Raw genomic sequence first — 18,657 nt, 5'->3', positions numbered from 1 at the left:
CGGCTCCTCGGCGGTCGTCGCGGGCTCCTCGTCGGCGGCCGGCGGCGGCGGCGTCCACCCGCCGCGCGCCGCGCCATCGCGCTCCTCGGCCACCGCGTCTCCCTCCCGCCGCGCCACCGGTGCCCCGTGCTCCTGTGCCCCGTGCTCCTGTGCCCCGTGCTCCTGTGCCCCGTGCTCCTGTGCCCCGTGCTCCTGTGCCCCGTGCTCCTGTGCCCCGTGCTCCTGCAGTCCGTGTTCCGGGGCCCCGTGCTCCCGTTCGTCGGGCCCGAGGTGCCCTCGCGGCTGCTCCTGCTCTTGCTCCTCGAGGGCGGCGTCGGCCGGAGTCCCGCCGCGCCCCGGGCGGCCGCGGAACGGCCAGCGCGGGCTCACGCGCCCCTCCGCCCGGGCAGCGGGACGGCCAGCAGCGCCGCGAGCAGCAGCCCGACGCCCGCGACCCACGGCCACGGGCCGCTCGGGGACCACCAGGGTCCCTCGTGCCGGACCGCGAGGGCCCCGCCCTCCGCGGGCAGGGCGAAGGCCTGCGCCCATGGCGCGACGGGGTCCGGGCTCTCGACGGGCACGAGCCCGACGCCGTCCACCGCGGCCGTCCACCCGTCGTCGGCCTGCTCGGCGAGCACGACGACGCGCCCCGCGTCGCCCGCGGGCACGGGCGCCGAGCCGGTCAGCGCCGCGACGTCGACGACCTCCTCGACCCGGCCGTCGCCGTCGAGCACCCGCAGGACCCCGAGGTCGGAGGCCGCGCCAGCTCCCTCGTCGTCGGTGGTGGCGTCGGGGGCGGCCTCGGGGGCGCCGCCGTCGGCGGGGGGCGCGAGGCGCCAGAGCACCGACCCCTCGACCTCGGCGGCGCGCTGGAGGCCGGCGACGGCGTCGACCGCGGAGGCGGTGTCGGTGCCGGCCGCCGTGCTCGCGCCCGAGGGCGGCAGCAGGACGACGAAGCCCGCGCCGAGCGACGCGAGGCGCTCGCGGGCGTCGACGTCCCCGTTCACGAGGGCGGCGGCCGCCTCGGCGACCGGCAGGGCCGCCGCGTCGGCGTCGTCGACCTGCTCGACCGGCACGTCCGCCGCCTCGGCCGCGCTGGCGCGGGCCTCGTCGCGGTCGCGGGACGCGCGACCGGTGGCCGCCGTCGCCTCGCGGACGACGTCCTGGCGCGCCGACACGGGCTCGGTGACGAGCTCGATGACGACCATGGGGGCGTTGTCGCCCTTGCGCGGGCCGATCTTCGTCGTGCGGGTGTAACCGCCGTCGCGCTGGGCCATCTGCGGGGCGATGTCCGTGAACAGCTCGTGCACGACCGTCTTGTCGCGCACCACCGTCATGACGCGCCGGCGCGCGGCGAGGTCGCCGCGCTTGGCGAAGGTGATGAGCCGCTCGGCGAAGGGCCGCAGCCGCTTCGCCTTCGCCTGCGTCGTCGTGATGCTGCGGTGCTCGAACAGCTGGGTGGCCAGGTTGGCCAGGATCAGGCGCTCGTGCGCCGGACCGCCGCCGAGCCGCGGGCCCTTGGTGGGGGTGGGCATGGTGTCTCCTCGGGTGGGCCGTGCGTCAGCCCGGGCACCGCCCGGACGTCAGCACTGGGCGGGTGGTCAGTACTGCTCGTCCTCGGCGAACGACGCGTCGTCGTCGTCGCCCTCGTAGGCCTCGAGGGCCGCGCTCGGGTCGAACCCGGGCGGGCTGTCCTTCAGCTGGAGGCCCATGGTGCCCAGCTTGACCTTGACCTCGTCGATGGACTTCGCGCCGAAGTTGCGGATGTCCAGCAGGTCGGCCTCGCTGCGGGCGACGAGCTCGCCGACCGAGTGGATGCCCTCCCGCTTGAGGCAGTTGTAGCTGCGGACCGTGAGGTCCAGGTCCTCGATGGGCAGCGCGAGGTCGGCGGCCATGGCCGCGTCCGTGGGCGACGGGCCCATGTCGATGCCCTCGGCCTCGACGTTGAGCTCGCGCGCCAGGCCGAAGAGCTCGACGAGCGTCTTGCCGGCCGAGGCCATGGCGTCGGCGGGCACGGTCGAGGGCTTGGTCTCGACGTCCACGACGAGCCGGTCGAAGTCCGTGCGCTGCTCGACGCGCGTGGCCTCGACCTTGTAGGTGACCTTGAGCACCGGGGAGTAGATCGAGTCGACGGGGATCCGGCCGATCTCGGCGTCGCCCGACTTGTTCTGGGCGGCGGAGACGTAGCCGCGGCCGCGCTCGACGGTCAGCTCCATCTCGAGCCGGCCGTTCTCGTTGAGCGTGGCGATGTGCAGCCCGGTGTCCGCGACCTCCACGCCGGCGGGCGGCGCGATGTCGGCGGCCGTGACCTCGCCGGGACCCTGCTTGCGCAGGTACATCGTCACGGGCTCGTCGTGCTCGCTGGAGACGACGAGGCCCTTGACGTTGAGGATGATCTCGGTGACGTCCTCCTTGACCCCGGGGATCGTGGAGAACTCGTGGAGCACGCCGTCGATGCGGATGCTCGTGACCGCCGCGCCGGGGATCGACGAGAGCAGCGTGCGGCGGAGGCTGTTGCCGAGGGTGTAGCCGAAGCCGGGCTCGAGCGGCTCGATGGTGAAGCGCGAGCGGCGCTCGGCGACGCGGTCCTCGGTGAGGGTGGGGCGCTGTGCGATGAGCACGGGCAGGTGTCCTTCCGGGCGCGGGGTCCGCCATATGACCCCAGGGGGGCGCGTGCGGCCGCGGGCGCGCGAGCGCCCGCCGACCTCCCGCGCGGTCGCGGTCGACCGACGCGGGTGCGGGCCGGCCCCCGCCGCTGGCGGGGACCGGCCCTGGTGGTCCTACCGGACCGGGCGCGTCACTTCGAGTAGTACTCGACGATGAGCTGCTCCTGGACCTGGACGTCGATGGCCGCGCGGGCCGGGACGCCGTGGACCAGGGCGCGCATGTGGTCGGCCTGCACCTCGAGCCACGCGGGCGTGGTCTTGCCCTCGAGCTCGGCCTTGGCGACGACGAACGGCGTCATCTCGAGCGACTTCTCGCGCACCTCGACGATGTCGTTGGGCTGCACGCGGGCGCTGGGGATGTCGACCTTCTGGCCGTTGACGCGGATGTGGCCGTGGCGGACCGCCTGGCGGGCGGCGTCGCGCGACTTGGCGAAGCCCGCGCGGTACACGACGTTGTCGAGCCGGAGCTCGAGGATCTCGAGGAGGGTCTCGCCGGTGCGGCCGGAGCGGCCCTGCGCCTCCTCGTAGTAGCTGCGGAACTGCTTCTCGAGGACGCCGTAGATGCGCGCGCACTTCTGCTTCTCGCGCATCTGCAGCAGGTACTCGCTGTCCTTCGTGCGGCCGCGGCCGTGCTCGCCCGGCGGGTAGGGGCGGATCTCGATCGGGCACTTGCCCGAGTCGCACTTCGCGCCCTTCAGGTAGAGCTTCTGCTTCTCGCGACGGCAGCGCTTGCAGTCGGGCCCGGTGTAACGCGCCATGGGGGTCTCTCGTCTCCTTCGTCTCGCTGCGGCCGGGTCAGACGCGCCGGCGCTTGGGCGGGCGGCAGCCGTTGTGGGCCTGCGGCGTCACGTCCTGGATGGTGCCCACCTCGAGGCCCGTGGCCTGCAGCGAGCGGATCGCGGTCTCACGGCCGGAGCCGGGACCCTTGACGAAGACGTCGACCTTGCGCATGCCGTGCTCCTGGGCGCGGCGGGCGGCGGCCTCGGCGGCCATCTGCGCGGCGAAGGGCGTCGACTTGCGCGAGCCCTTGAAGCCGACCTGGCCGGCGGAGGCCCAGGAGATCACCGCACCCGTGGGGTCCGTGATCGAGACGATGGTGTTGTTGAAGGTGCTCTTGATGTGCGCCTGGCCGGCGGAGACGTTCTTCTTCTCCTTGCGGCGCGTGCGGCGCGCGCCACCGGGGGTGCGGGTCTTGGGGGGCATGGGCTGGTTCTCTCCTGGACGTGGGGCGAGCTGACCGGCGGCGGGGCGCTGTGCCCGCGCCGGCCGGCGGCGGTCTGGGAGCCGTTCCCCGCACGTCGCGCCGGGCGCGGCGGTGGCGGGGCGGGTCGGCCCGACGGGCGGGCCGACCGGGACGGCCTACTTGCGGCCGACCTTCTTCTTGCCGGCGACCGTGCGCTTCGGGCCCTTGCGGGTGCGCGCGTTGGTCTTGGTGCGCTGGCCGCGCACCGGCAGGCCCCGGCGGTGCCGCAGCCCCTCGTAGCAGCCGATCTCGACCTTGCGGCGGATGTCGGCGGCCACCTCGCGGCGGAGGTCGCCCTCCACCTGGTAGGCCTGCTCGATGTGGTCGCGGATCTTGACCTGGTCGTCCTCGGTCATGTCCTTGACGCGCAGGTCGGGGCTGATGCCCGTCGCCGTGAGCGTCTCCATGGCGCGGGTGCGCCCGACGCCGAAGATGTACGTGAGCGCGACCTCGAGCCGCTTGTCGCGGGGGAGGTCGACGCCGACGATGCGTGCCATCGCGGTGCTCCTGGTGCTCGGCCGGAGGTGTGGGGCAGCACCGTCCCGCGGGGCCCGGGGGCTCCTCGCGGGTCCCCCGCCTCCGGGCGGGGGGTGACGTCCCGTCCTCGCGGGGAGGAGGGGGTCGGGTGCTGCTCGCCGGTGCGCACCGGGTCGGTGCGCGCCGGGTGCGATCAGCCCTGGCGCTGCTTGTGGCGCAGGTTGTCGCAGATGACCATGACCCGGCCGTTGCGGCGGATCACCTTGCACTTGTCGCAGATCTTCTTGACGCTCGGCTTGACCTTCATCGCTGTCCTCCACCGCCGGGACCGCGCCGGGTCCGTCGGTGCTCGTGGGGCTCGGTGGTCCGGCCCGGTGCCGCCGTCGGGCGACCGGGACGTCCCGCGGGACGGTGCGCCCCTCCGGCCGGCGACAGGCGCGGCGGGTGGGCGGGCGTGCGGTGCTGCTGGTGGTGCCGCCGGATCACTTGTAGCGGTAGACGATGCGGCCGCGGGTCAGGTCGTACGGGCTGAGCTCCACCACCACGCGGTCCTCGGGGAGGATCCGGATGTAGTGCTGGCGCATCTTCCCCGAGATGTGCGCGAGGACCTTGTGGCCGTTGCTCAGCTCCACGCGGAACATGGCGTTCGGCAGCGCCTCCACCACAGCGCCCTCGATCTCGATGACCCCGTCCTTCTTGGCCATTGCCCTCCGCTCGTCGCGGGCGCGCCTGAGCCGCCCGTCGCAGTCGTCACCGGTCGTCGGTGCAGCGCGCGTGACGGGCCCGACCCGCCAGGACGAGAGGTCGTCCGGCGGGACGTCGTCGCCGAACCAGCCGCGGGGCGAGGACGTGGGCGTGCGAGCGCGCTCGTGCACCGACGCAGCAGCGTACGCGAGCGCGGCCCCAGCGCGAAATCGCCAGGAGCGGCCCTCCCCCGCCCTCAGGCCAGGGGGGCCACCGCGACCCCGTGGCGGGCGAGTCCCGCGGCCCCCCCGTCGGGCGCCGTGAGGACCCAGAGGCCGCCCTCGAGGACGGCGACGGTGCTCTCCCAGTGGGCGGCGCGGGCGCCGTCCGCGGTCACGACCGTCCAGTCGTCGGCGAGCACCTCGGTCTCCGCGGTGCCGCGGACCACCATCGGCTCCACGGCCACGCAGAGCCCCGGGCGCACCTTGGCGCCCCGGTCGCGCGAGCGGTGGTTGAGCACCTCCGGCGGCTGGTGCATGGCCGTGCCGATGCCGTGGCCGACGTAGCCCTCGACGATCCCGTAGCGCCCCGCCAGCGAGTCCTCGACGGCGGCGCCCACCGCGCCCAGCCGCTCGGCGCCGGCCAGCGCGGCCAGGCCGGCCCACATGGCGGCCTCGGTGGCCTCGACGAGCGCCAGGTCCTCGGGGTCCACCGCTCCCCCGCCGCCGTCGACGACGGCGCTGAACGCCGCGTCCCCGTGCCAGCCGTCCACGACCGCCCCGCAGTCCACGGACACGAGGTCGCCGTCCCGCAGGACCCGCTCCCCGGGGATGCCGTGGACGACCTCCTCGTTGACGGAGACGCACAGGGACGCCGGGAAGCCCTGGTACCCGAGGAAGGACGGCACGGCCCCGGCGCCGCGGACGACCTCCTCGGCCACGCGGTCGAGCTCGGCGGTCGTCACCCCCGGGACGAGGGCGGCCCGGACGGCCTCGAGGGCGTCCGCGACGACGAGGCCGGCCCGGCGCATGAGGAGCACCTGCTCGGGCGTCTTCCACTCCACGCGCTCGCGCCGCAGGAGCCCCACGCCTCAGCCCCGGCCGAGCGCCGCGAGGACGCGGGCGGTGACCTCGGGCACCGCGCCCATCCCGTCCACGCGACGCAGCAGGCCGCGCCGGTCGTACACGTCGACGAGCGGCGCCGTCTGCGCCTCGTAGACCTCGAGCCGGTGCCGCTGCACGGCCTCGCCGTCGTCCGAGCGGTGCTGCTCCTCCGAGCGCTGCGCGAGGCGCTTGACGACCTCCTCGGTGTCGACCGTCAGCAGGACGACGGCCTCGACGCCCTCGACGCCCGTGCCGCTGAGCATCGCGTCGAGCTCGCGGACCTGCGCGGTCGTCCGGGGGTAGCCGTCGAGGAGGAAGCCGTCAGCGGCGTCGTCGGCCTGCAGCCGCTCGCGCACCATGGCGTTCGTGACCTCGTCGGGCACGTACTCGCCCTCGTCCATGTAGGACTTGGCGGTGCGCCCGAGCTCGGTGCCCTCGCTGACGTTGGCGCGGAAGATGTCGCCGGTCGAGATGGCCGGCACGTCCAGCTCGACGGCGAGGCGGGCGGCCTGGGTGCCCTTGCCCGCGCCGGGCGGGCCCAGGAGGACGAGCCTCATCGGAGGAACCCCTCGTAGTTGCGCTGCTGGAGCTGGCTCTCGATCTGCTTCACCGTCTCCAGCCCGACGCCGACGACGATGAGGATCGACGTGCCACCGAACGGGAAGTTCTGGGTGGCGCCGACCAGCACGAGCGCGATGAGCGGGATGAGGGCGACGAAGCCGAGGTAGATGGCCCCGGGCAGCGTGATGCGGGTGAGGACGTAGTCGAGGTACTCGGCCGTGGGTCGGCCCGCGCGGACGCCAGGGATGAAGCCGCCGACGCGCTTGATGTTGTCGCTGACCTCGTCGGGGTTGAACGTGATCCCGACGTAGAAGTACGTGAAGAAGATGATGAGGGCGATGTAGGCGACGATGTAGACGGCGCTGTCGCCCTGGACGAGGTTGGCGTTCACCCACTGCACCCACCCGGACTGCGGGTCGTTGAACTGCGCGACCAGCGCGGGCAGGTACAGCAGCGACGAGGCGAAGATGACCGGGATGACGCCGGCCATGTTGACCTTGATGGGGATGTAGGTGCTGGTCCCGCCGTACATGCGGCGTCCCACCATGCGCTTGGCGTACTGGACGGGCACGCGCCGCTGGGACTGCTCGACGAAGACGACGAGCGCCACGATGACGAGCCCGACGGCGATGACGACGGCCATGACGCCGAAGCCCTGGCTCTGCCCGATGCTCCACAGCTGCCCCGGGAAGGTGGCGGCGATCGAGGTGAAGATGAGCAGCGACATGCCGTTGCCGACGCCCCGCTCGGTGATGAGCTCGCCCATCCACATGATGAGCCCGGTGCCCGCGGTCATCGTGATGACCATGAGCACGATGGTGACCACGGAGTCGTCGGGGATGATCTCGGCGGTGCAGCCGGGGAACAGCTGCCCGGCGCGCGCGACGGCGATGTACGTGGACGACTGGAGGACGGCCAGGGCGATCGTCAGGTAGCGCGTGTACTGCGTGAGCTTCGCCTGCCCGGACTGCCCCTCCTTCTTCAGCTCCTCGAAGCGGGGGATCACGACCGTGAGCAGCTGCGTGATGATGCTCGCGGTGATGTACGGCATGATCCCGAGCGCGAAGACCGACAGCTGGAGCAGCGCTCCACCGCTGAAGAGGTTGACCAGCCCCAGCAGGTCGTTGGAGGACGCCGACGTCGACAGGCACTGCTGGACGTTGGCGTAGCTGACCCCCGGGACCGGGACGAACGAGCCCAGCCGGAAGATCGCCATGATCCCCGCGGTGAAGAGCAGCTTGCGCCGCAGGTCGGGCGTGCGGAACGCCCGCACGAATGCGCTGAGCACGTGTCCTCCAGATCGCCCGGCTCGGGCGGTCGCCGCGCCGGCGGCCTGCCGGCGGAGCGGTGCGGGTGCGGGCAGGTGGGCGGTCAGGTGGGCGGTCGGGTGGGCCGCCGCCCGTCCTCGGGCGGGGCACCGGGAGCCGACCCTACCCGCGTCGCGGCGCCGTCCGGGGACGGCTCCGGTGCGGCGCCGTCCGGCGCGGGGCGGGGCGGGGAGCACGACGCCCCGCCGCCCGGAGGGGCGGCGGGGCGTCGGGCGGGCTCAGAGCGTGGTGGTGCTGCCGCCCGCGGCGGCGATCTTCTCGACCGCGGAGGCGGAGAAGGCGTGGGCGGTGACCTGCAGCGCGACGTCCGCGCTGCCCTGGCCGAGGACCTTCACCTTCTGGTCCTTGCGGACCGCCCCGGCCGCGACCATCTCGTCGACGCCCACGGCCCCGCCCTGCGGGAAGAGCTCGGAGAGCCGGTCGAGGTTGACGACCTGGTAGGTCGTCCGGAACGGGTTGGTGAACCCGCGGAGCTTCGGCAGCCGCATGTGCAGCGGGGTCTGGCCGCCCTCGAAGGCCGCGGACACCTGGTAGCGGGCCTTGGTGCCCTTGGTGCCGCGCCCGGCGGTCTTGCCCTTGCTGGCCTCACCGCGACCGACGCGGGTGCGCGCCGTCTTCGCGCCCGGGGCCGGGCGCAGGTGGTGGACCTTGAGGGTGCGACCCTGCGGGCCCGTCGTCTCGTCGGCCATGGTCAGTCGACCTCCTCGAACGTCACGAGGTGCGCCACGGTGGTGACCATCCCGCGGATCTCCGGGCGGTCGTCCTTGACGACGACGTCACCGATCCGCTTGAGGCCGAGGCTGCGCATCGTGTCGCGCTGGTTCTGCTTCCCGCCGATGGTCGAGCGGGTCTGGGTCACCTTGAGCCGCGCCATCAGGACGCCGTCCCCGACATGGCCCGGACCAGGGCCGCCGGGGCGACCTCGTCGAGCGTCTTGCCGCGGCGGGCCGCGACGGACTCGGGGCGCTCGAGGCCCTTGAGCGCCGCCACCGTCGCGTGGACGATGTTGATGGCGTTGCTCGAGCCGAGGGACTTCGTCAGCACGTCGTGCACGCCGGCGCACTCGAGGACGGCGCGCACCGGGCCGCCCGCGATGACGCCGGTACCCGGCGACGCCGGGCGCAGGAGCACGACGCCCGCCGCGTCCTCGCCCGTGACGGGGTGCGGGATCGTCCCCTGGGCGCGGGGCACGCGGAAGAAGGCCTTCTTGGCCTCCTCGACGCCCTTGGCGATCGCCGCGGGCACCTCCTTGGCCTTGCCGTAGCCGACGCCGACGGTGCCGTCGCCGTCGCCCACCACGACCAGCGCGGTGAAGCTGAAGCGGCGACCGCCCTTGACGACCTTGGAGACGCGGTTGATCGTCACCACGCGCTCGAGGAACTGGCTGCGGTCCGCGGTGTCGCCCCGGCGGCCGTCACGGCGGTCGCGGCGGTCGTTGCCGCCGGGCCCGCCCGTGCCGGCGCCGGCGCCGCGGCGCTGGGGTCCAGGCATGTCTGGTCTCTTCTCTCTCTCGTCTCTCGCGTCAGTCGCCTGTGCCGAAGCCCGGGGGCCGGCTCAGACGGCGAGCCCGCCCTCGCGGGCGCCGTCGGCCACAGCGGCCACGCGGCCGTGGTAGCGGTTGCCGCCGCGGTCGAAGACCACGGCCTCGATGCCCGCGGCGCGGGCGCGCTCGGCCACCAGCTCGCCCACGCGGCGGGCCTTGGCGGTCTTGTCGCCGTCCAGCGCGCGCAGGTCGGCCTCCATCGTGGAGGCCGAGGCCAGCGTGCGGCCGACGGTGTCGTCGACGACCTGCACGAAGACGTGGCGGGTGGAACGGTTGACCACGAGGCGCGGTCGGGCCGGCGTGCCGGAGACCTTCTTGCGCACCCGCAGGTGGCGACGGCCGCGGGCCGCCGTCGTGCCGGTGCCCCGGACGGCGGTGACGCCCCGGTAGGAGGACCTGCGTGCCATCACTTACCTGCCTTCCCGACCTTGCGCCGGACCTGCTCGCCCGCGTAGCGGACGCCCTTGCCCTTGTACGGGTCGGGCTTGCGCAGCTTGCGGATGTTGGCGGAGACCTCGCCCACGAGCTGCTTGTCGATGCCCTGCACCGAGAAGCGGGTGGGGGCCTCGACCGCGAACGTGATGCCCTCGGGCGCCGGGATGACGACCGGGTGGCTGAAGCCGAGGGCGAACTCCAGGGAGCCGCCTCGGGCCTGCACGCGGTAGCCGGTGCCGACGATCTCGAGCTTCTTCTCGTAGCCCGTGGTGACGCCCGTGACCATGTTCGCGAGCAGCGAGCGGGTCAGGCCGTGCAGCGAGCGGTTGGTGCGCTCGTCGTCCGGGCGGACGACGTGGAGCGCCCCGGACTCGCCGCGCTCGACCGAGATGGGCGCGGCGACCGTGTGCGCGAGCGTGCCGCGCGGGCCCTTGACGACGACCTCCTGGCCGTCGATGGAGACGTCGACCCCGGCGGGGACGTCGATGGGCAGCCTTCCGATGCGGGACATGCTTCCTCCTCCGCCCTTACCAGACGTAGGCGAGGACTTCCCCGCCCACGCCCTGCTTCGTGGCCTGCCGGTCCGTGAGGAGGCCGGAGGACGTGGACAGGATCGCCACGCCGAGGCCGCCGAGGACGCGGGGCAGGTTGGTCGACTTCGCGTACACGCGCAGGCCCGGCTTGCTGACCCGCCGGACGCCGGCGATGGAGCGCTCGCGGTTGGGGCCGAACTTCAGCTCGAGGGTGAGCTTGCGCCCCACCTCGGCGTCCTCCACCGACCAGCCGGCGATGTAGCCCTCCGCCTGGAGGATCTCGGCGATGCGCTGCTTGAGCTTGCTGTAGGGCATGGTCACGTCGTCGTGGTACGCCGAGTTGGCGTTCCGCAGGCGCGTGAGCATGTCCGCGATCGGGTCGGTCATCGTCATCGGGCTCGTCCGCCCTTCCTCACCTCGGTTTCCGCTCCCCGGCGGGCGGGGGCGGACCTGAGGCGTCCGTGCCGGACGCGGTGGTCCGGCGGTGCTTCTGGGACTCGTGCTGACGAGCGGGCCTCGCCCGCTCGTGCCCCCGGCGCTGAGAGCCGGGGGCGGGGGCTCACCAGGAGCTCTTCGTGATGCCCGGGAGCTCGCCCCGGTGGGCCATCTCGCGGAGGCACACGCGGCAGAGGCCGAACTTGCGGTAGACCGAGTGCGGACGGCCGCAGCGCTGGCAGCGCGTGTAGGCGCGGACGCCGAACTTGGGCTTGCGCGCGGCCTTGGTGACCAGGGCGGTCTTCGCCATGTCAGTCCTCCTTGAAGGGGAAGCCGAGCTGGCGCAGCAGCGCCCGGCCCTCGTCGTCGTTGCGTGCCGACGTCACGACCGTGACGTCCATGCCGCGCACGCGGTCGATGCGGTCCTGGTCGATCTCGTGGAACATCGACTGCTCCGTGAGGCCGAACGTGTAGTTGCCGCGCCCGTCGAACTGCTTCGGCGAGAGGCCGCGGAAGTCGCGGATGCGGGGCAGCGCCAGCGACACGAGGCGGTCGAGGAACTCCCACATGCGGTCCCCGCGCAGCGTCGTGTGGCAGCCGATCGGCATGCCCTCGCGCAGCTTGAACTGCGCGATCGACTTGCGGGCCCGCGTCACCTGCGGCTTCTGGCCGGTGATGGTGGTGAGGTCGCGGACGGCGCCGTCGATGAGCTTCGAGTCGCGCGCGGCGTCGCCCACGCCCATGTTCACCACGACCTTGACCAGGCCGGGGATCTGCATGACGTTGGCGTAGCCGAACTGCTCGCGCAGCGCCGGCGCGATCTCGGAGCGGTAGCGCGCCTTGAGCCGCGGCTGCGGCGCGCCGCTGGCCTCGGTCACGGCGGCGGGCGAGGTGGTCGTCTCACTCATGCGATGTCCTTGCCGGAGCGCTTGGCCACGCGGACGCGGGTGGTCACGGTCCGCCCGTCGCGCTCGGTCGTCTCGGTGCGCACGCCGACCCGCGTGGGCCGACCGGTCTCCGGGTCCACGACCTGCACGTTGCTGATGTGGATCGGCGCCTCGACGGTCTCGCGACCGCCCGAGCCGCGCCCGGCCGCCCCGGCCTTGACGTGCTTGGTGATGCGGTTGACGCCCTCGACCAGCACGCGCTGGCGCTCGGGGAACACCGCGATGACGCGACCCTGCTTGCCGCGGTCACCGCCGCGCGCCTGCGTGGCGCCGGTGATGACCTGGACCAGGTCGCCCTTCTTGATCTTCAGCTTCGGCATCTCAGAGCACCTCCGGGGCCAGCGAGACGATCCGCATGAAGCGCTTGTCGCGCAGCTCGCGCCCCACGGGGCCGAAGATGCGGGTGCCGCGCGGGTCGCCGTCCGCCTTGAGGATGACGGCCGCGTTCTCGTCGAAGCGGATGTAGGAGCCGTCCGGACGACGGCGCTCCTTGCGGGTGCGGACGACGACCGCCTTGACGACGTCGCCCCTCTTGACGTTGCCGCCGGGGATGGCGTCCTTGACGGTCGCCACGATGACGTCCCCGATGCCGGCGTACCGGCGGCCGGAGCCGCCGAGGACGCGGATGCAGAGGATCTCCTTGGCACCCGTGTTGTCGGCGACCTTGAGCCGCGACTCCTGCTGGATCACTGTTCGACACTCCTGTCGTCGCGCCGGTTCTCGTCGCGAGCCTGGCGGAACGGACTCTTCCGTGGTGGTGCGGGGGTGCCGGCTCCCCTCCCCCGCGGGAGGGGGCCGGCGGGGCCCGGAGGCCTCAGACGGCCTTCTCGAGCACCTCGACGACGCGCCAGCGCTTGGTGGCCGACAGCGGCCGCGTCTCGGCGATGCGCACGCGGTCGCCGACGCCGCAGGCGTTGGTCTCGTCGTGCGCCTTGACCTTGCTCGTGCGCCGGATGACCTTGCCGTAGAGGGCGTGCTTGACGCGGTCCTCGACGACGACCACGACGGTCTTGTCCATCTTGTCGCTGGCCACGACGCCGATGCGGTTCTTGCGGTACCCGCGCTGCTCGGCGGCGGCGGTGGTGTCCGTGCTCACTGCGTCCTCGCTCACTTCTCGCTCCCCCCGGCGGCCGGGGCGCTGATGATGCCGAGCTCCTGCTCGCGCATCACCGTGTAGATGCGCGCGATGTCGCGGCGCACGGCGCGCAGCCGCGTGTGGTTCTCCAGCTGGCCGGTGGCCGACTGGAAGCGGAGGTTGAAGAGCTCCTCCTTCGCACGACGCAGCTCCTCGACCAGCTGGTCGGCGTCCTTCTCGCGGAGCTTGGCGGGCGCCAGGTCCTCGCTGCCGACGGCCATCAGACCTCACTCCCCTCGCGCGCGACGAAGCGGCACTTCATCGGCAGCTTGTGGATGGCGAGCCGCATGGCCTCGCGGGCCACGGGCTCCGCCACGCCGGAGATCTCGAACATCATCCGGCCCGGCTTGACGTTGGCGACCCACCACTCGGGCGAGCCCTTGCCGGAGCCCATGCGGGTCTCGGCGGGCTTCTTGGTGATGGGGCGGTCCGGGTAGATGTTGATCCAGACCTTCCCGCCACGCTTCATGTAGCGGGTCATGGCGATACGAGCGGACTCGATCTGCCGGTTCGTGACGTACGCCGGCTCGAGGGCCTGGATGCCGTAGTCGCCGAAGGCGATCGTGGTGCCGCCCTTGGCGGCCCCGGTGCGCTTGGGGTGGTGCTGCTTGCGGTGCTTCAGCCTGCGCGGGACGAGCACGTCTCAGCCCTCCGTTCCGGGGTTCGCGACGGCCTGCGGGGCGACGCCGGCCTCGGTGGCCGGGGCCTGCGCCTGCGGGGCGTCACCGGCGGGACGACGACCGCGCGTCGGACGCTCGGCCCGGGGGCCGCGCGGACCGCGGGGCGCGTTCGCCTGCTGCTGCGCGAGCTCGCGGCTCGTCAGGTCGCCCTTGTAGACCCAGACCTTCACGCCGATGCGGCCGAACGTCGTCTTGGCCTCGTAGAAGCCGTAGTCGATGTTGGCGCGGAGCGTGTGCAGCGGGACGCGACCCTCGCGGTAGAACTCCGAGCGGCTCATCTCGGCGCCGCCCAGGCGGCCCGAGCACTGCACGCGGATGCCCTTGGCACCGGCGCGGGAGGCCGTCTGCATGCCCTTGCGCATCGCGCGGCGCCACGCCACGCGGCTCGCGAGCTGCTCGGCGATGCCCTGGGCGACCAGCTGCGCGTCCGTCTCGGGGTTCTTGACCTCGAGGATGTTGAGCTGGACCTGCTTGCCCGTGAGCTTCTCGAGCTCGCCGCGCAGGCGGTCGGCCTCGGCGCCGCGGCGGCCGATGACGATGCCCGGGCGCGCCGTGTGGATGTCGACGCGCACGCGGTCGCGGGTGCGCTCGATGTCGACCTTGGCGATGCCGGCGCGCTCCATGCCCGTGGACATGAGCTTGCGGATCGAGACGTCCTCGCCCACGTAGTCGCGGTAGCGCTGGCCGGACTTCGTCGAGTCGGCGAACCACCGGGAGCGGTGCTCGGTGGTGATGCCCAGCCGGAAGCCGTGCGGGTTGACCTTCTGGCCCACTAGGAGCTCCTCCCCGTCGTCGAGGTCGTCGCGGCGGCGCGCGCCGGCACGGGCGCGACCACCACCGTGATGTGGCTGGTGCGCTTGTTGATGCGCGCCGCGCGGCCCTGGGCCCGCGGGCGGAACCGCTTCATCGTCGGGCCCTCGTCCACGAACGCCGCGGACACAACCATCTCGCGCTCGTCGAAGGCCTCACCGGCCTGGTCGGCCTTCACGCGGGCGTTCGCGATCGCGCTCTGCACGACCTTGCGCACGGGCTCGCTCGCCGCCTGCGGCGCGAACTCGAGCACCGCGAGGGCGTCGCCCGCCCGCTTGCCACGGACGAGGTCGACGACGCGCCGGGCCTTCTGGGGCGTGACGCGCACGTAGCGCGCCTTCGCCATGGCTTCCATCGCTGTCCTGCCTTCTCTTCCTTCGGTCTTCCCGGAGGTCTCGTCGCTGCTGACCCGAGGTCAGCGGCGACGGCCCTTCCGGTCGTCCTTCACGTGGCCGCGGAAGGTCCGCGTGGGGGCGAACTCCCCCAGCTTGTGGCCGACCATCGCCTCGGTGACGAACACCGGGACGTGCTTGCGGCCGTCGTGCACCGCGAAGGTGTGGCCCAGGAAGTCCGGGGTGACGACGGAGCGCCGGGACCAGGTCTTGATGACGTTCTTCGTGCCCTTCTCGTTCTGCACGTCCACCTTCTTCTGGAGGTGGTCGTCGACGAAGGGGCCCTTCTTCAGGCTGCGCGGCATGTCCGGTCTCCTCAGCGCTTCTTGCCGGTGCGGCGCCGGCGGACGATCTGCTTGTCGCTGGGCTTGCCCGGACGACGCGTGCGGCCCTCGGGCTGGCCCCAGGGGCTCACCGGGTGGCGACCGCCGGAGGTCTTGCCCTCACCACCGCCGTGCGGGTGGTCGATCGGGTTCATCGCGACACCGCGGACGGTGGGCCGGCGGCCCTTCCAGCGCATGCGGCCGGCCTTGCCCCAGCTGATGTTCGACTGCTCGGCGTTGCCGACCTCGCCGACCGTGGCGCGGCAGCGCACGTCGACGTTGCGGATCTCGCCCGAGGGCATGCGCAGCTGGGCGTTGCCGCCCTCGCGCGCCACCAGCTGCACCGAGGTGCCGGCCGAGCGGGCGATCTTGGCGCCGCCGCCGGGACGCAGCTCGATGGCGTGGACCACCGTGCCGACCGGGATGTTGCGCAGCGGCAGGTTGTTGCCGGGGCGGATGTCGGCGCCGGGGCCGTTCTCCACGACGTCGCCCTGCTTGAGGCGGGTCGGCGCGATGATGTAGCGCTTCTCGCCGTCCACGTAGTGCAGCAGCGCGATGCGCGCCGTGCGGTTGGGGTCGTACTCGATGTGAGCGACCGTGGCCGGCACGCCGTCCTTGTCGTGGCGCCGGAAGTCGACCACCCGGTAGGCGCGCTTGTGGCCGCCGCCCTGGTGGCGCGTCGTGATGCGCCCGCTGCTGTTGCGCCCGCCCTTCTTGGGCAGGGGGCGCACCAGCGACTTCTCCGGCGTGGACCGCGTGATCTCGACGAAGTCGGCGACGGACGAGCCGCGGCGGCCCGGCGTCGTCGGCTTGTACTTGCGGATTCCCATGCTCTCAGTCCTCTTCTGTGGCGCCGGCTCAGGCCGTGGTGCCGAAGATGTCGATGGAGTCGCCCTCGCGGAGGGTGACGATGGCGCGCTTGGTGTCCTTGCGCCGCCCCGTCCCGCCCCGCGTGCGGCGAGCCTTGCCCTGGCGGTTGAGCGTGTTGACGCCCGTGACCTTCACGCCGAAGACGCGCTCGACCGCGATGCGGATCTCGGTCTTGTTGGCCCGCGGGTCGACGAGGAACGTGTACTTGCCCTCGTCGAGGAGCGAGTAGCTCTTCTCGGAGACCACCGGCGCGAGGAGCACGTCGCGCGGGTCCTTGCCGAAGCGCGCCGAGAGGGTGCCGGCCGAGGCCAGGTCCTTCTCGACGGCGTCGTCGGCCGTCGTCGTGCCTGCCTCGCTCACGCCTCGCCCTCGCTTCCGGCCGTGGCGGCCTCCCGGCCGCCGAGGAACGCCCGCAGGGCCGCCGTCGTGAAGACGACGTCGTCGCTGCAGAGCACGTCGTAGGTGTTCAGCTGGTCGGCCCGCAGCAGGTGCACCTCGGGCGCGTTGCGCAGGCTGAGCCAGGTGTTCTCGTCGGCGCGGTCGACGACGACGAGGAAGCTCGCCCGGCCCTCGAGGCCCGGGAGCGCACGCAGCGCCGCGAGGCCCGCACGGGTGGACGGCGCCTCGGCGAAGGGACCCTCCACGACGTGGACGCGGCCGTAGCGGGCGCGGTCCGAGAGCGCGCCGCGCAGGGCGGCCGCCTTCATCTTCTTGGGCGTCCGCTGGCTGTAGTCGCGCGGCTGCGGGCCGTGGACCGTGCCACCGCCGGCGAACTGGGGCGCGCGGGTCGAGCCCTGGCGGGCGCGACCGGTGCCCTTCTGGCGGAAGGGCTTCTTGCCGCCACCGCGCACGTCACCGCGCGTCTTGGTGGCGTGCGTGCCCTGGCGGGCCGCCGCGAGCTGCGCGACGACGACCTGGTGGATGAGCGGCACGTTGGCGACGACGTCGAAGACGTCGCCCGGCAGCTCGGCGGAGCCGGTGACGGCACCGCTCACGTCGTGCACGTCGACCGTGCGCGTCGTCGGCTGCGCGCCGACCGTGGTGGTCGTGGTCATGGGGCTCAGGCCTCCTTCGCGATCGCCTTGGCCGGCGTGCGCACGAGGACCACGCCGTTCTTCGGGCCGGGGACCGCGCCCTTGATGAGGATGAGGCCCTTCTCGACGTCGACCGAGTGGACCGTGAGGTTCTGCGTCGTCTGGCGCACGTGGCCCATGCGGCCCGCCATGCGCATGCCCTTGAAGACGCGGCCCGGGGTCGCGCACCCGCCGATGGAGCCCGGCTTGCGGTGGTTGCGGTGCGCGCCGTGCGAGGCGCCGACGCCGTGGAAGCCGTGGCGCTTCATGACGCCGGCGGTGCCCTTGCCCTTGGTCGTGCCGACGACGTCGACGACCTGGCCGGCCGAGAAGAGCTCCGCGGAGACCTCCTGGCCGGGGGTGAAGCCCGCGGCGTCGGCCGTGCGGATCTCGACGACGTGGCGACGGGGCGTCACACCGGCCTTGGCGAAGTGGCCCGTGAGCGGCTTGGTCACGCGACGGGGGTCGACGGCGCCGGCGGCGAGCTGGACGGCCGAGTAGCCGTCCTTCTCGGGCGTGCGCACCTGGGTGACGACGTTCGGCGAGGCCTGCACGACGGTCACGGGCACGAGGCGCCCCTCGGCGTCCCAGACCTGGGTCATCCCCAGCTTGGACCCCAGCAGACCGGCGACGACGCGCTGGTCGGGAGTGGTGGTGGTCATGGCGTCAGCAGTCCTCAGAGCTTGATCTCGATGTTCACGTCAGCCGGCAGGTCGAGCCGCATGAGCGAGTCGACCGCCTTCGGCGTGGGGTCGATGATGTCGATGAGCCGCTTGTGCGTGCGCATCTCGAAGTGCTCGCGGCTGTCCTTGTACTTGTGCGGGGAGCGGATCACGCAGAACGTGTTCTTCTCCGTCGGCAGCGGCACCGGGCCCACGACCGTCGCACCAGCGCGGGTCACCGTGTCGACGATCTTGCGCGCCGAGCTGTCGATGACCTCGTGGTCGTAGGACTTGAGCCGGATGCGGATCTTCTGTCCCGCCATGGCGTCGCGATCTCTCTCTCCGTCGTACCGCTGAGGTCCTGCGGGCCGCCCCGCGGGGGCGCGGCCCGCCGTGCTCGCCCCGGGCCGCCGACCCCCGAGGTCGGGAGTGTCGCGCTGGCCTCGTGCGAGCGGGCTCCCCTCCCCCACCACCCCGGGGGGCGGCGCGGGCGGGACCCGGCGAGTGCGTGTCGTGCCGTCGTGCGTGGTGCTGTCCGGGGCGTCCCCGGCGCCGCTCCTGCGGCAGCCGACCAGCCCGGCGGACCGGGCGGCGGCGCGCGGGCGTGCGCCTGCGCGGATCAACTGGTGCAGTCTGCCAGAGGGTGCCGCTGGTTGGCCAATCGCCCCCGGACGTCGCCGTCCGCTCCCCCGCCCGGCCCCGGCGCACCGGGAGCCCCGACGGACCAGGGGTCCGGACGCAGCAGGAGCCCGGACGGCGGGCGTCCGGGCTCCTGCTG

30 protein-coding genes and 1 pseudogene are annotated in these 18,657 nt (G+C 73.2%); all 31 read right to left on the bottom strand.

All coding sequences use genetic code 11. The features are described from left to right. Window positions 1–1,111: 1,111 nt before the first annotated feature. Window positions 1,112–1,514, bottom strand: a pseudogene (gene rplQ, locus HLB09_RS20245) (50S ribosomal protein L17); the annotation flags it as partial. Window positions 1,515–1,580: 66 nt separating this feature from the next. After that, on the bottom strand, window positions 1,581–2,600 hold the full coding sequence (locus HLB09_RS01695; RefSeq protein WP_171201678.1) for a DNA-directed RNA polymerase subunit alpha: 1,020 nt from the start codon (window positions 2,598–2,600) through the stop codon (window positions 1,581–1,583). A 176-nt stretch (window positions 2,601–2,776) separates the two neighbouring features. Then, the gene (gene rpsD, locus HLB09_RS01690) at window positions 2,777–3,403 is read right to left on the bottom strand and encodes a 30S ribosomal protein S4 (RefSeq protein WP_171201677.1); all 627 of its coding nucleotides are present in this window, start codon (window positions 3,401–3,403) and stop codon (window positions 2,777–2,779) included. 37 nt (window positions 3,404–3,440) lie between these two features. Then, window positions 3,441–3,848 (bottom strand): 30S ribosomal protein S11, encoded by a 408-nt coding sequence (gene rpsK / locus HLB09_RS01685; protein ID WP_171201676.1) that lies wholly within the window; start codon window positions 3,846–3,848, stop codon window positions 3,441–3,443. A gap of 156 nt (window positions 3,849–4,004) precedes the next feature. Beyond that, window positions 4,005–4,385 (bottom strand): 30S ribosomal protein S13, encoded by a 381-nt coding sequence (gene rpsM / locus HLB09_RS01680; RefSeq protein ID WP_171201675.1) that lies wholly within the window; start codon window positions 4,383–4,385, stop codon window positions 4,005–4,007. A 173-nt stretch (window positions 4,386–4,558) separates the two neighbouring features. After that, on the bottom strand, window positions 4,559–4,672 hold the full coding sequence (rpmJ, locus tag HLB09_RS01675) for a 50S ribosomal protein L36 (protein WP_030903823.1): 114 nt from the start codon (window positions 4,670–4,672) through the stop codon (window positions 4,559–4,561). 175 nt (window positions 4,673–4,847) lie between these two features. Beyond that, on the bottom strand, window positions 4,848–5,069 hold the full coding sequence (gene infA / locus HLB09_RS01670; protein WP_123379890.1) for a translation initiation factor IF-1: 222 nt from the start codon (window positions 5,067–5,069) through the stop codon (window positions 4,848–4,850). 236 nt (window positions 5,070–5,305) lie between these two features. Next, window positions 5,306–6,136, bottom strand: a complete 831-nt coding sequence (gene map, locus HLB09_RS01665; protein ID WP_322789982.1) for a type I methionyl aminopeptidase — start codon at window positions 6,134–6,136, stop codon at window positions 5,306–5,308. 3 nt (window positions 6,137–6,139) lie between these two features. Beyond that, window positions 6,140–6,709 (bottom strand): adenylate kinase, encoded by a 570-nt coding sequence (locus HLB09_RS01660; RefSeq protein WP_171201674.1) that lies wholly within the window; start codon window positions 6,707–6,709, stop codon window positions 6,140–6,142. Continuing rightward, window positions 6,706–8,001 (bottom strand): preprotein translocase subunit SecY, encoded by a 1,296-nt coding sequence (gene secY, locus HLB09_RS01655; protein WP_171201673.1) that lies wholly within the window; start codon window positions 7,999–8,001, stop codon window positions 6,706–6,708. The genes HLB09_RS01660 and secY overlap by 4 nt, the downstream gene beginning before the upstream one ends. A 258-nt stretch (window positions 8,002–8,259) precedes the next feature. Further along, window positions 8,260–8,730, bottom strand: coding sequence for a 50S ribosomal protein L15 (gene rplO / locus HLB09_RS01650; protein WP_171201672.1), 471 nt, complete (start codon window positions 8,728–8,730; stop codon window positions 8,260–8,262). Between the two features lie 2 nt (window positions 8,731–8,732). Further along, a complete protein-coding gene (gene rpmD, locus HLB09_RS01645) occupies window positions 8,733–8,915 on the bottom strand; it encodes a 50S ribosomal protein L30 (RefSeq protein ID WP_171201671.1) in 183 nt (60 codons plus the stop codon). Beyond that, window positions 8,915–9,532 (bottom strand): 30S ribosomal protein S5, encoded by a 618-nt coding sequence (gene rpsE / locus HLB09_RS01640; RefSeq protein WP_171201670.1) that lies wholly within the window; start codon window positions 9,530–9,532, stop codon window positions 8,915–8,917. Before rpsE ends, rpmD begins: the two co-directional genes overlap by 1 nt. Before the next feature lie 63 nt (window positions 9,533–9,595). Beyond that, window positions 9,596–9,991 carry a 50S ribosomal protein L18 gene (gene rplR / locus HLB09_RS01635; protein ID WP_171201669.1) on the bottom strand — a complete coding sequence of 132 codons (396 nt, stop codon included), beginning with the start codon at window positions 9,989–9,991 and terminating at the stop codon, window positions 9,596–9,598. After that, window positions 9,991–10,530, bottom strand: coding sequence for a 50S ribosomal protein L6 (gene rplF, locus HLB09_RS01630; RefSeq protein WP_171201668.1), 540 nt, complete (start codon window positions 10,528–10,530; stop codon window positions 9,991–9,993). The genes rplR and rplF overlap by 1 nt, the downstream gene beginning before the upstream one ends. A gap of 16 nt (window positions 10,531–10,546) precedes the next feature. Beyond that, entirely contained in the window at window positions 10,547–10,945 is a 399-nt protein-coding gene (gene rpsH, locus HLB09_RS01625) for a 30S ribosomal protein S8 (RefSeq protein WP_171201667.1), read from the bottom strand. A 166-nt stretch (window positions 10,946–11,111) separates the two neighbouring features. Next, a complete protein-coding gene (locus tag HLB09_RS01620) occupies window positions 11,112–11,297 on the bottom strand; it encodes a type Z 30S ribosomal protein S14 (RefSeq protein ID WP_171201666.1) in 186 nt (61 codons plus the stop codon). Between the two features lies 1 nt (window position 11,298). Next, window positions 11,299–11,895, bottom strand: a complete 597-nt coding sequence (gene rplE / locus HLB09_RS01615; protein WP_171201665.1) for a 50S ribosomal protein L5 — start codon at window positions 11,893–11,895, stop codon at window positions 11,299–11,301. Continuing rightward, entirely contained in the window at window positions 11,892–12,254 is a 363-nt protein-coding gene (gene rplX, locus HLB09_RS01610; protein WP_212755735.1) for a 50S ribosomal protein L24, read from the bottom strand. The genes rplE and rplX overlap by 4 nt, the downstream gene beginning before the upstream one ends. A gap of 1 nt (window position 12,255) precedes the next feature. Next, window positions 12,256–12,624, bottom strand: coding sequence for a 50S ribosomal protein L14 (rplN, locus tag HLB09_RS01605; protein WP_171201664.1), 369 nt, complete (start codon window positions 12,622–12,624; stop codon window positions 12,256–12,258). 124 nt (window positions 12,625–12,748) lie between these two features. Further along, on the bottom strand, window positions 12,749–13,045 hold the full coding sequence (rpsQ, locus tag HLB09_RS01600; protein ID WP_171201663.1) for a 30S ribosomal protein S17: 297 nt from the start codon (window positions 13,043–13,045) through the stop codon (window positions 12,749–12,751). After that, on the bottom strand, window positions 13,042–13,290 hold the full coding sequence (gene rpmC, locus HLB09_RS01595; protein WP_171201662.1) for a 50S ribosomal protein L29: 249 nt from the start codon (window positions 13,288–13,290) through the stop codon (window positions 13,042–13,044). Before rpmC ends, rpsQ begins: the two co-directional genes overlap by 4 nt. Next, window positions 13,290–13,709: a 50S ribosomal protein L16 gene (gene rplP / locus HLB09_RS01590; RefSeq protein WP_171201661.1), complete on the bottom strand. Its 420-nt coding sequence runs from the start codon at window positions 13,707–13,709 to the stop codon at window positions 13,290–13,292. The genes rpmC and rplP overlap by 1 nt, the downstream gene beginning before the upstream one ends. Window positions 13,710–13,712: 3 nt before the next feature. After that, window positions 13,713–14,522, bottom strand: coding sequence for a 30S ribosomal protein S3 (gene rpsC / locus HLB09_RS01585; RefSeq protein WP_171201660.1), 810 nt, complete (start codon window positions 14,520–14,522; stop codon window positions 13,713–13,715). Continuing rightward, complete coding sequence (rplV, locus tag HLB09_RS01580) at window positions 14,522–14,914, bottom strand: 50S ribosomal protein L22 (protein WP_171201659.1); 393 nt, start codon at window positions 14,912–14,914, stop codon at window positions 14,522–14,524. The genes rpsC and rplV overlap by 1 nt, the downstream gene beginning before the upstream one ends. A 60-nt stretch (window positions 14,915–14,974) precedes the next feature. After that, complete coding sequence (gene rpsS, locus HLB09_RS01575; protein ID WP_119139906.1) at window positions 14,975–15,256, bottom strand: 30S ribosomal protein S19; 282 nt, start codon at window positions 15,254–15,256, stop codon at window positions 14,975–14,977. 11 nt (window positions 15,257–15,267) lie between these two features. Further along, the gene (gene rplB / locus HLB09_RS01570) at window positions 15,268–16,104 is read right to left on the bottom strand and encodes a 50S ribosomal protein L2 (RefSeq protein WP_171201658.1); all 837 of its coding nucleotides are present in this window, start codon (window positions 16,102–16,104) and stop codon (window positions 15,268–15,270) included. A 28-nt stretch (window positions 16,105–16,132) separates the two neighbouring features. Next, on the bottom strand, window positions 16,133–16,456 hold the full coding sequence (rplW, locus tag HLB09_RS01565; protein WP_171201680.1) for a 50S ribosomal protein L23: 324 nt from the start codon (window positions 16,454–16,456) through the stop codon (window positions 16,133–16,135). Window positions 16,457–16,500: 44 nt separating this feature from the next. Beyond that, complete coding sequence (gene rplD, locus HLB09_RS01560; protein ID WP_171201657.1) at window positions 16,501–17,199, bottom strand: 50S ribosomal protein L4; 699 nt, start codon at window positions 17,197–17,199, stop codon at window positions 16,501–16,503. Between the two features lie 5 nt (window positions 17,200–17,204). Next, complete coding sequence (rplC, locus tag HLB09_RS01555; protein ID WP_171201656.1) at window positions 17,205–17,879, bottom strand: 50S ribosomal protein L3; 675 nt, start codon at window positions 17,877–17,879, stop codon at window positions 17,205–17,207. Between the two features lie 14 nt (window positions 17,880–17,893). Next, window positions 17,894–18,202, bottom strand: a complete 309-nt coding sequence (gene rpsJ, locus HLB09_RS01550; protein WP_123379910.1) for a 30S ribosomal protein S10 — start codon at window positions 18,200–18,202, stop codon at window positions 17,894–17,896. Between the last annotated feature and the right edge of the window lie 455 nt (window positions 18,203–18,657).

Origin of the sequence: Pseudokineococcus marinus (assembly GCF_013004605.1) — a bacterium.
In the GTDB taxonomy this organism is placed as follows: Bacteria; Actinomycetota; Actinomycetes; order Actinomycetales; family Quadrisphaeraceae; genus Pseudokineococcus; species Pseudokineococcus marinus.
The sequence above is the reverse complement of the archived record's forward strand: the minus strand, read 5'-3'. Positions and strand labels throughout refer to the sequence as shown.

Coding starts and splice junctions, on each gene's coding strand:
- rpmC (WP_171201662.1), bottom strand. CDS start 13,290: ATGGCCGTCGGCAGCGAGGACCTGGCGCCCGCCAAGCTCCGCGAGAAG.
- rplX (WP_212755735.1), bottom strand. CDS start 12,254: ATGCCGAAGCTGAAGATCAAGAAGGGCGACCTGGTCCAGGTCATCACC.
- HLB09_RS01660 (WP_171201674.1), bottom strand. CDS start 6,709: ATGAGGCTCGTCCTCCTGGGCCCGCCCGGCGCGGGCAAGGGCACCCAG.
- rplB (WP_171201658.1), bottom strand. CDS start 16,104: ATGGGAATCCGCAAGTACAAGCCGACGACGCCGGGCCGCCGCGGCTCG.
- HLB09_RS01620 (WP_171201666.1), bottom strand. CDS start 11,297: ATGGCGAAGACCGCCCTGGTCACCAAGGCCGCGCGCAAGCCCAAGTTC.
- rplD (WP_171201657.1), bottom strand. CDS start 17,199: ATGACCACGACCACCACGGTCGGCGCGCAGCCGACGACGCGCACGGTC.
- rpsM (WP_171201675.1), bottom strand. CDS start 4,385: ATGGCACGCATCGTCGGCGTCGACCTCCCCCGCGACAAGCGGCTCGAG.
- rplE (WP_171201665.1), bottom strand. CDS start 11,895: ATGAGTGAGACGACCACCTCGCCCGCCGCCGTGACCGAGGCCAGCGGC.
- rpsK (WP_171201676.1), bottom strand. CDS start 3,848: ATGCCCCCCAAGACCCGCACCCCCGGTGGCGCGCGCCGCACGCGCCGC.
- rplF (WP_171201668.1), bottom strand. CDS start 10,530: ATGTCCCGCATCGGAAGGCTGCCCATCGACGTCCCCGCCGGGGTCGAC.
- rplV (WP_171201659.1), bottom strand. CDS start 14,914: ATGGAAGCCATGGCGAAGGCGCGCTACGTGCGCGTCACGCCCCAGAAG.
- rplO (WP_171201672.1), bottom strand. CDS start 8,730: ATGGCCGACGAGACGACGGGCCCGCAGGGTCGCACCCTCAAGGTCCAC.
- rplC (WP_171201656.1), bottom strand. CDS start 17,879: ATGACCACCACCACTCCCGACCAGCGCGTCGTCGCCGGTCTGCTGGGG.
- rpsE (WP_171201670.1), bottom strand. CDS start 9,532: ATGCCTGGACCCCAGCGCCGCGGCGCCGGCGCCGGCACGGGCGGGCCC.
- rpsS (WP_119139906.1), bottom strand. CDS start 15,256: ATGCCGCGCAGCCTGAAGAAGGGCCCCTTCGTCGACGACCACCTCCAG.
- infA (WP_123379890.1), bottom strand. CDS start 5,069: ATGGCCAAGAAGGACGGGGTCATCGAGATCGAGGGCGCTGTGGTGGAG.
- rpmD (WP_171201671.1), bottom strand. CDS start 8,915: ATGGCGCGGCTCAAGGTGACCCAGACCCGCTCGACCATCGGCGGGAAG.
- rpsH (WP_171201667.1), bottom strand. CDS start 10,945: ATGACGATGACCGACCCGATCGCGGACATGCTCACGCGCCTGCGGAAC.
- rplR (WP_171201669.1), bottom strand. CDS start 9,991: ATGGCACGCAGGTCCTCCTACCGGGGCGTCACCGCCGTCCGGGGCACC.
- rpsD (WP_171201677.1), bottom strand. CDS start 3,403: ATGGCGCGTTACACCGGGCCCGACTGCAAGCGCTGCCGTCGCGAGAAG.
- rpmJ (WP_030903823.1), bottom strand. CDS start 4,672: ATGAAGGTCAAGCCGAGCGTCAAGAAGATCTGCGACAAGTGCAAGGTG.
- rpsJ (WP_123379910.1), bottom strand. CDS start 18,202: ATGGCGGGACAGAAGATCCGCATCCGGCTCAAGTCCTACGACCACGAG.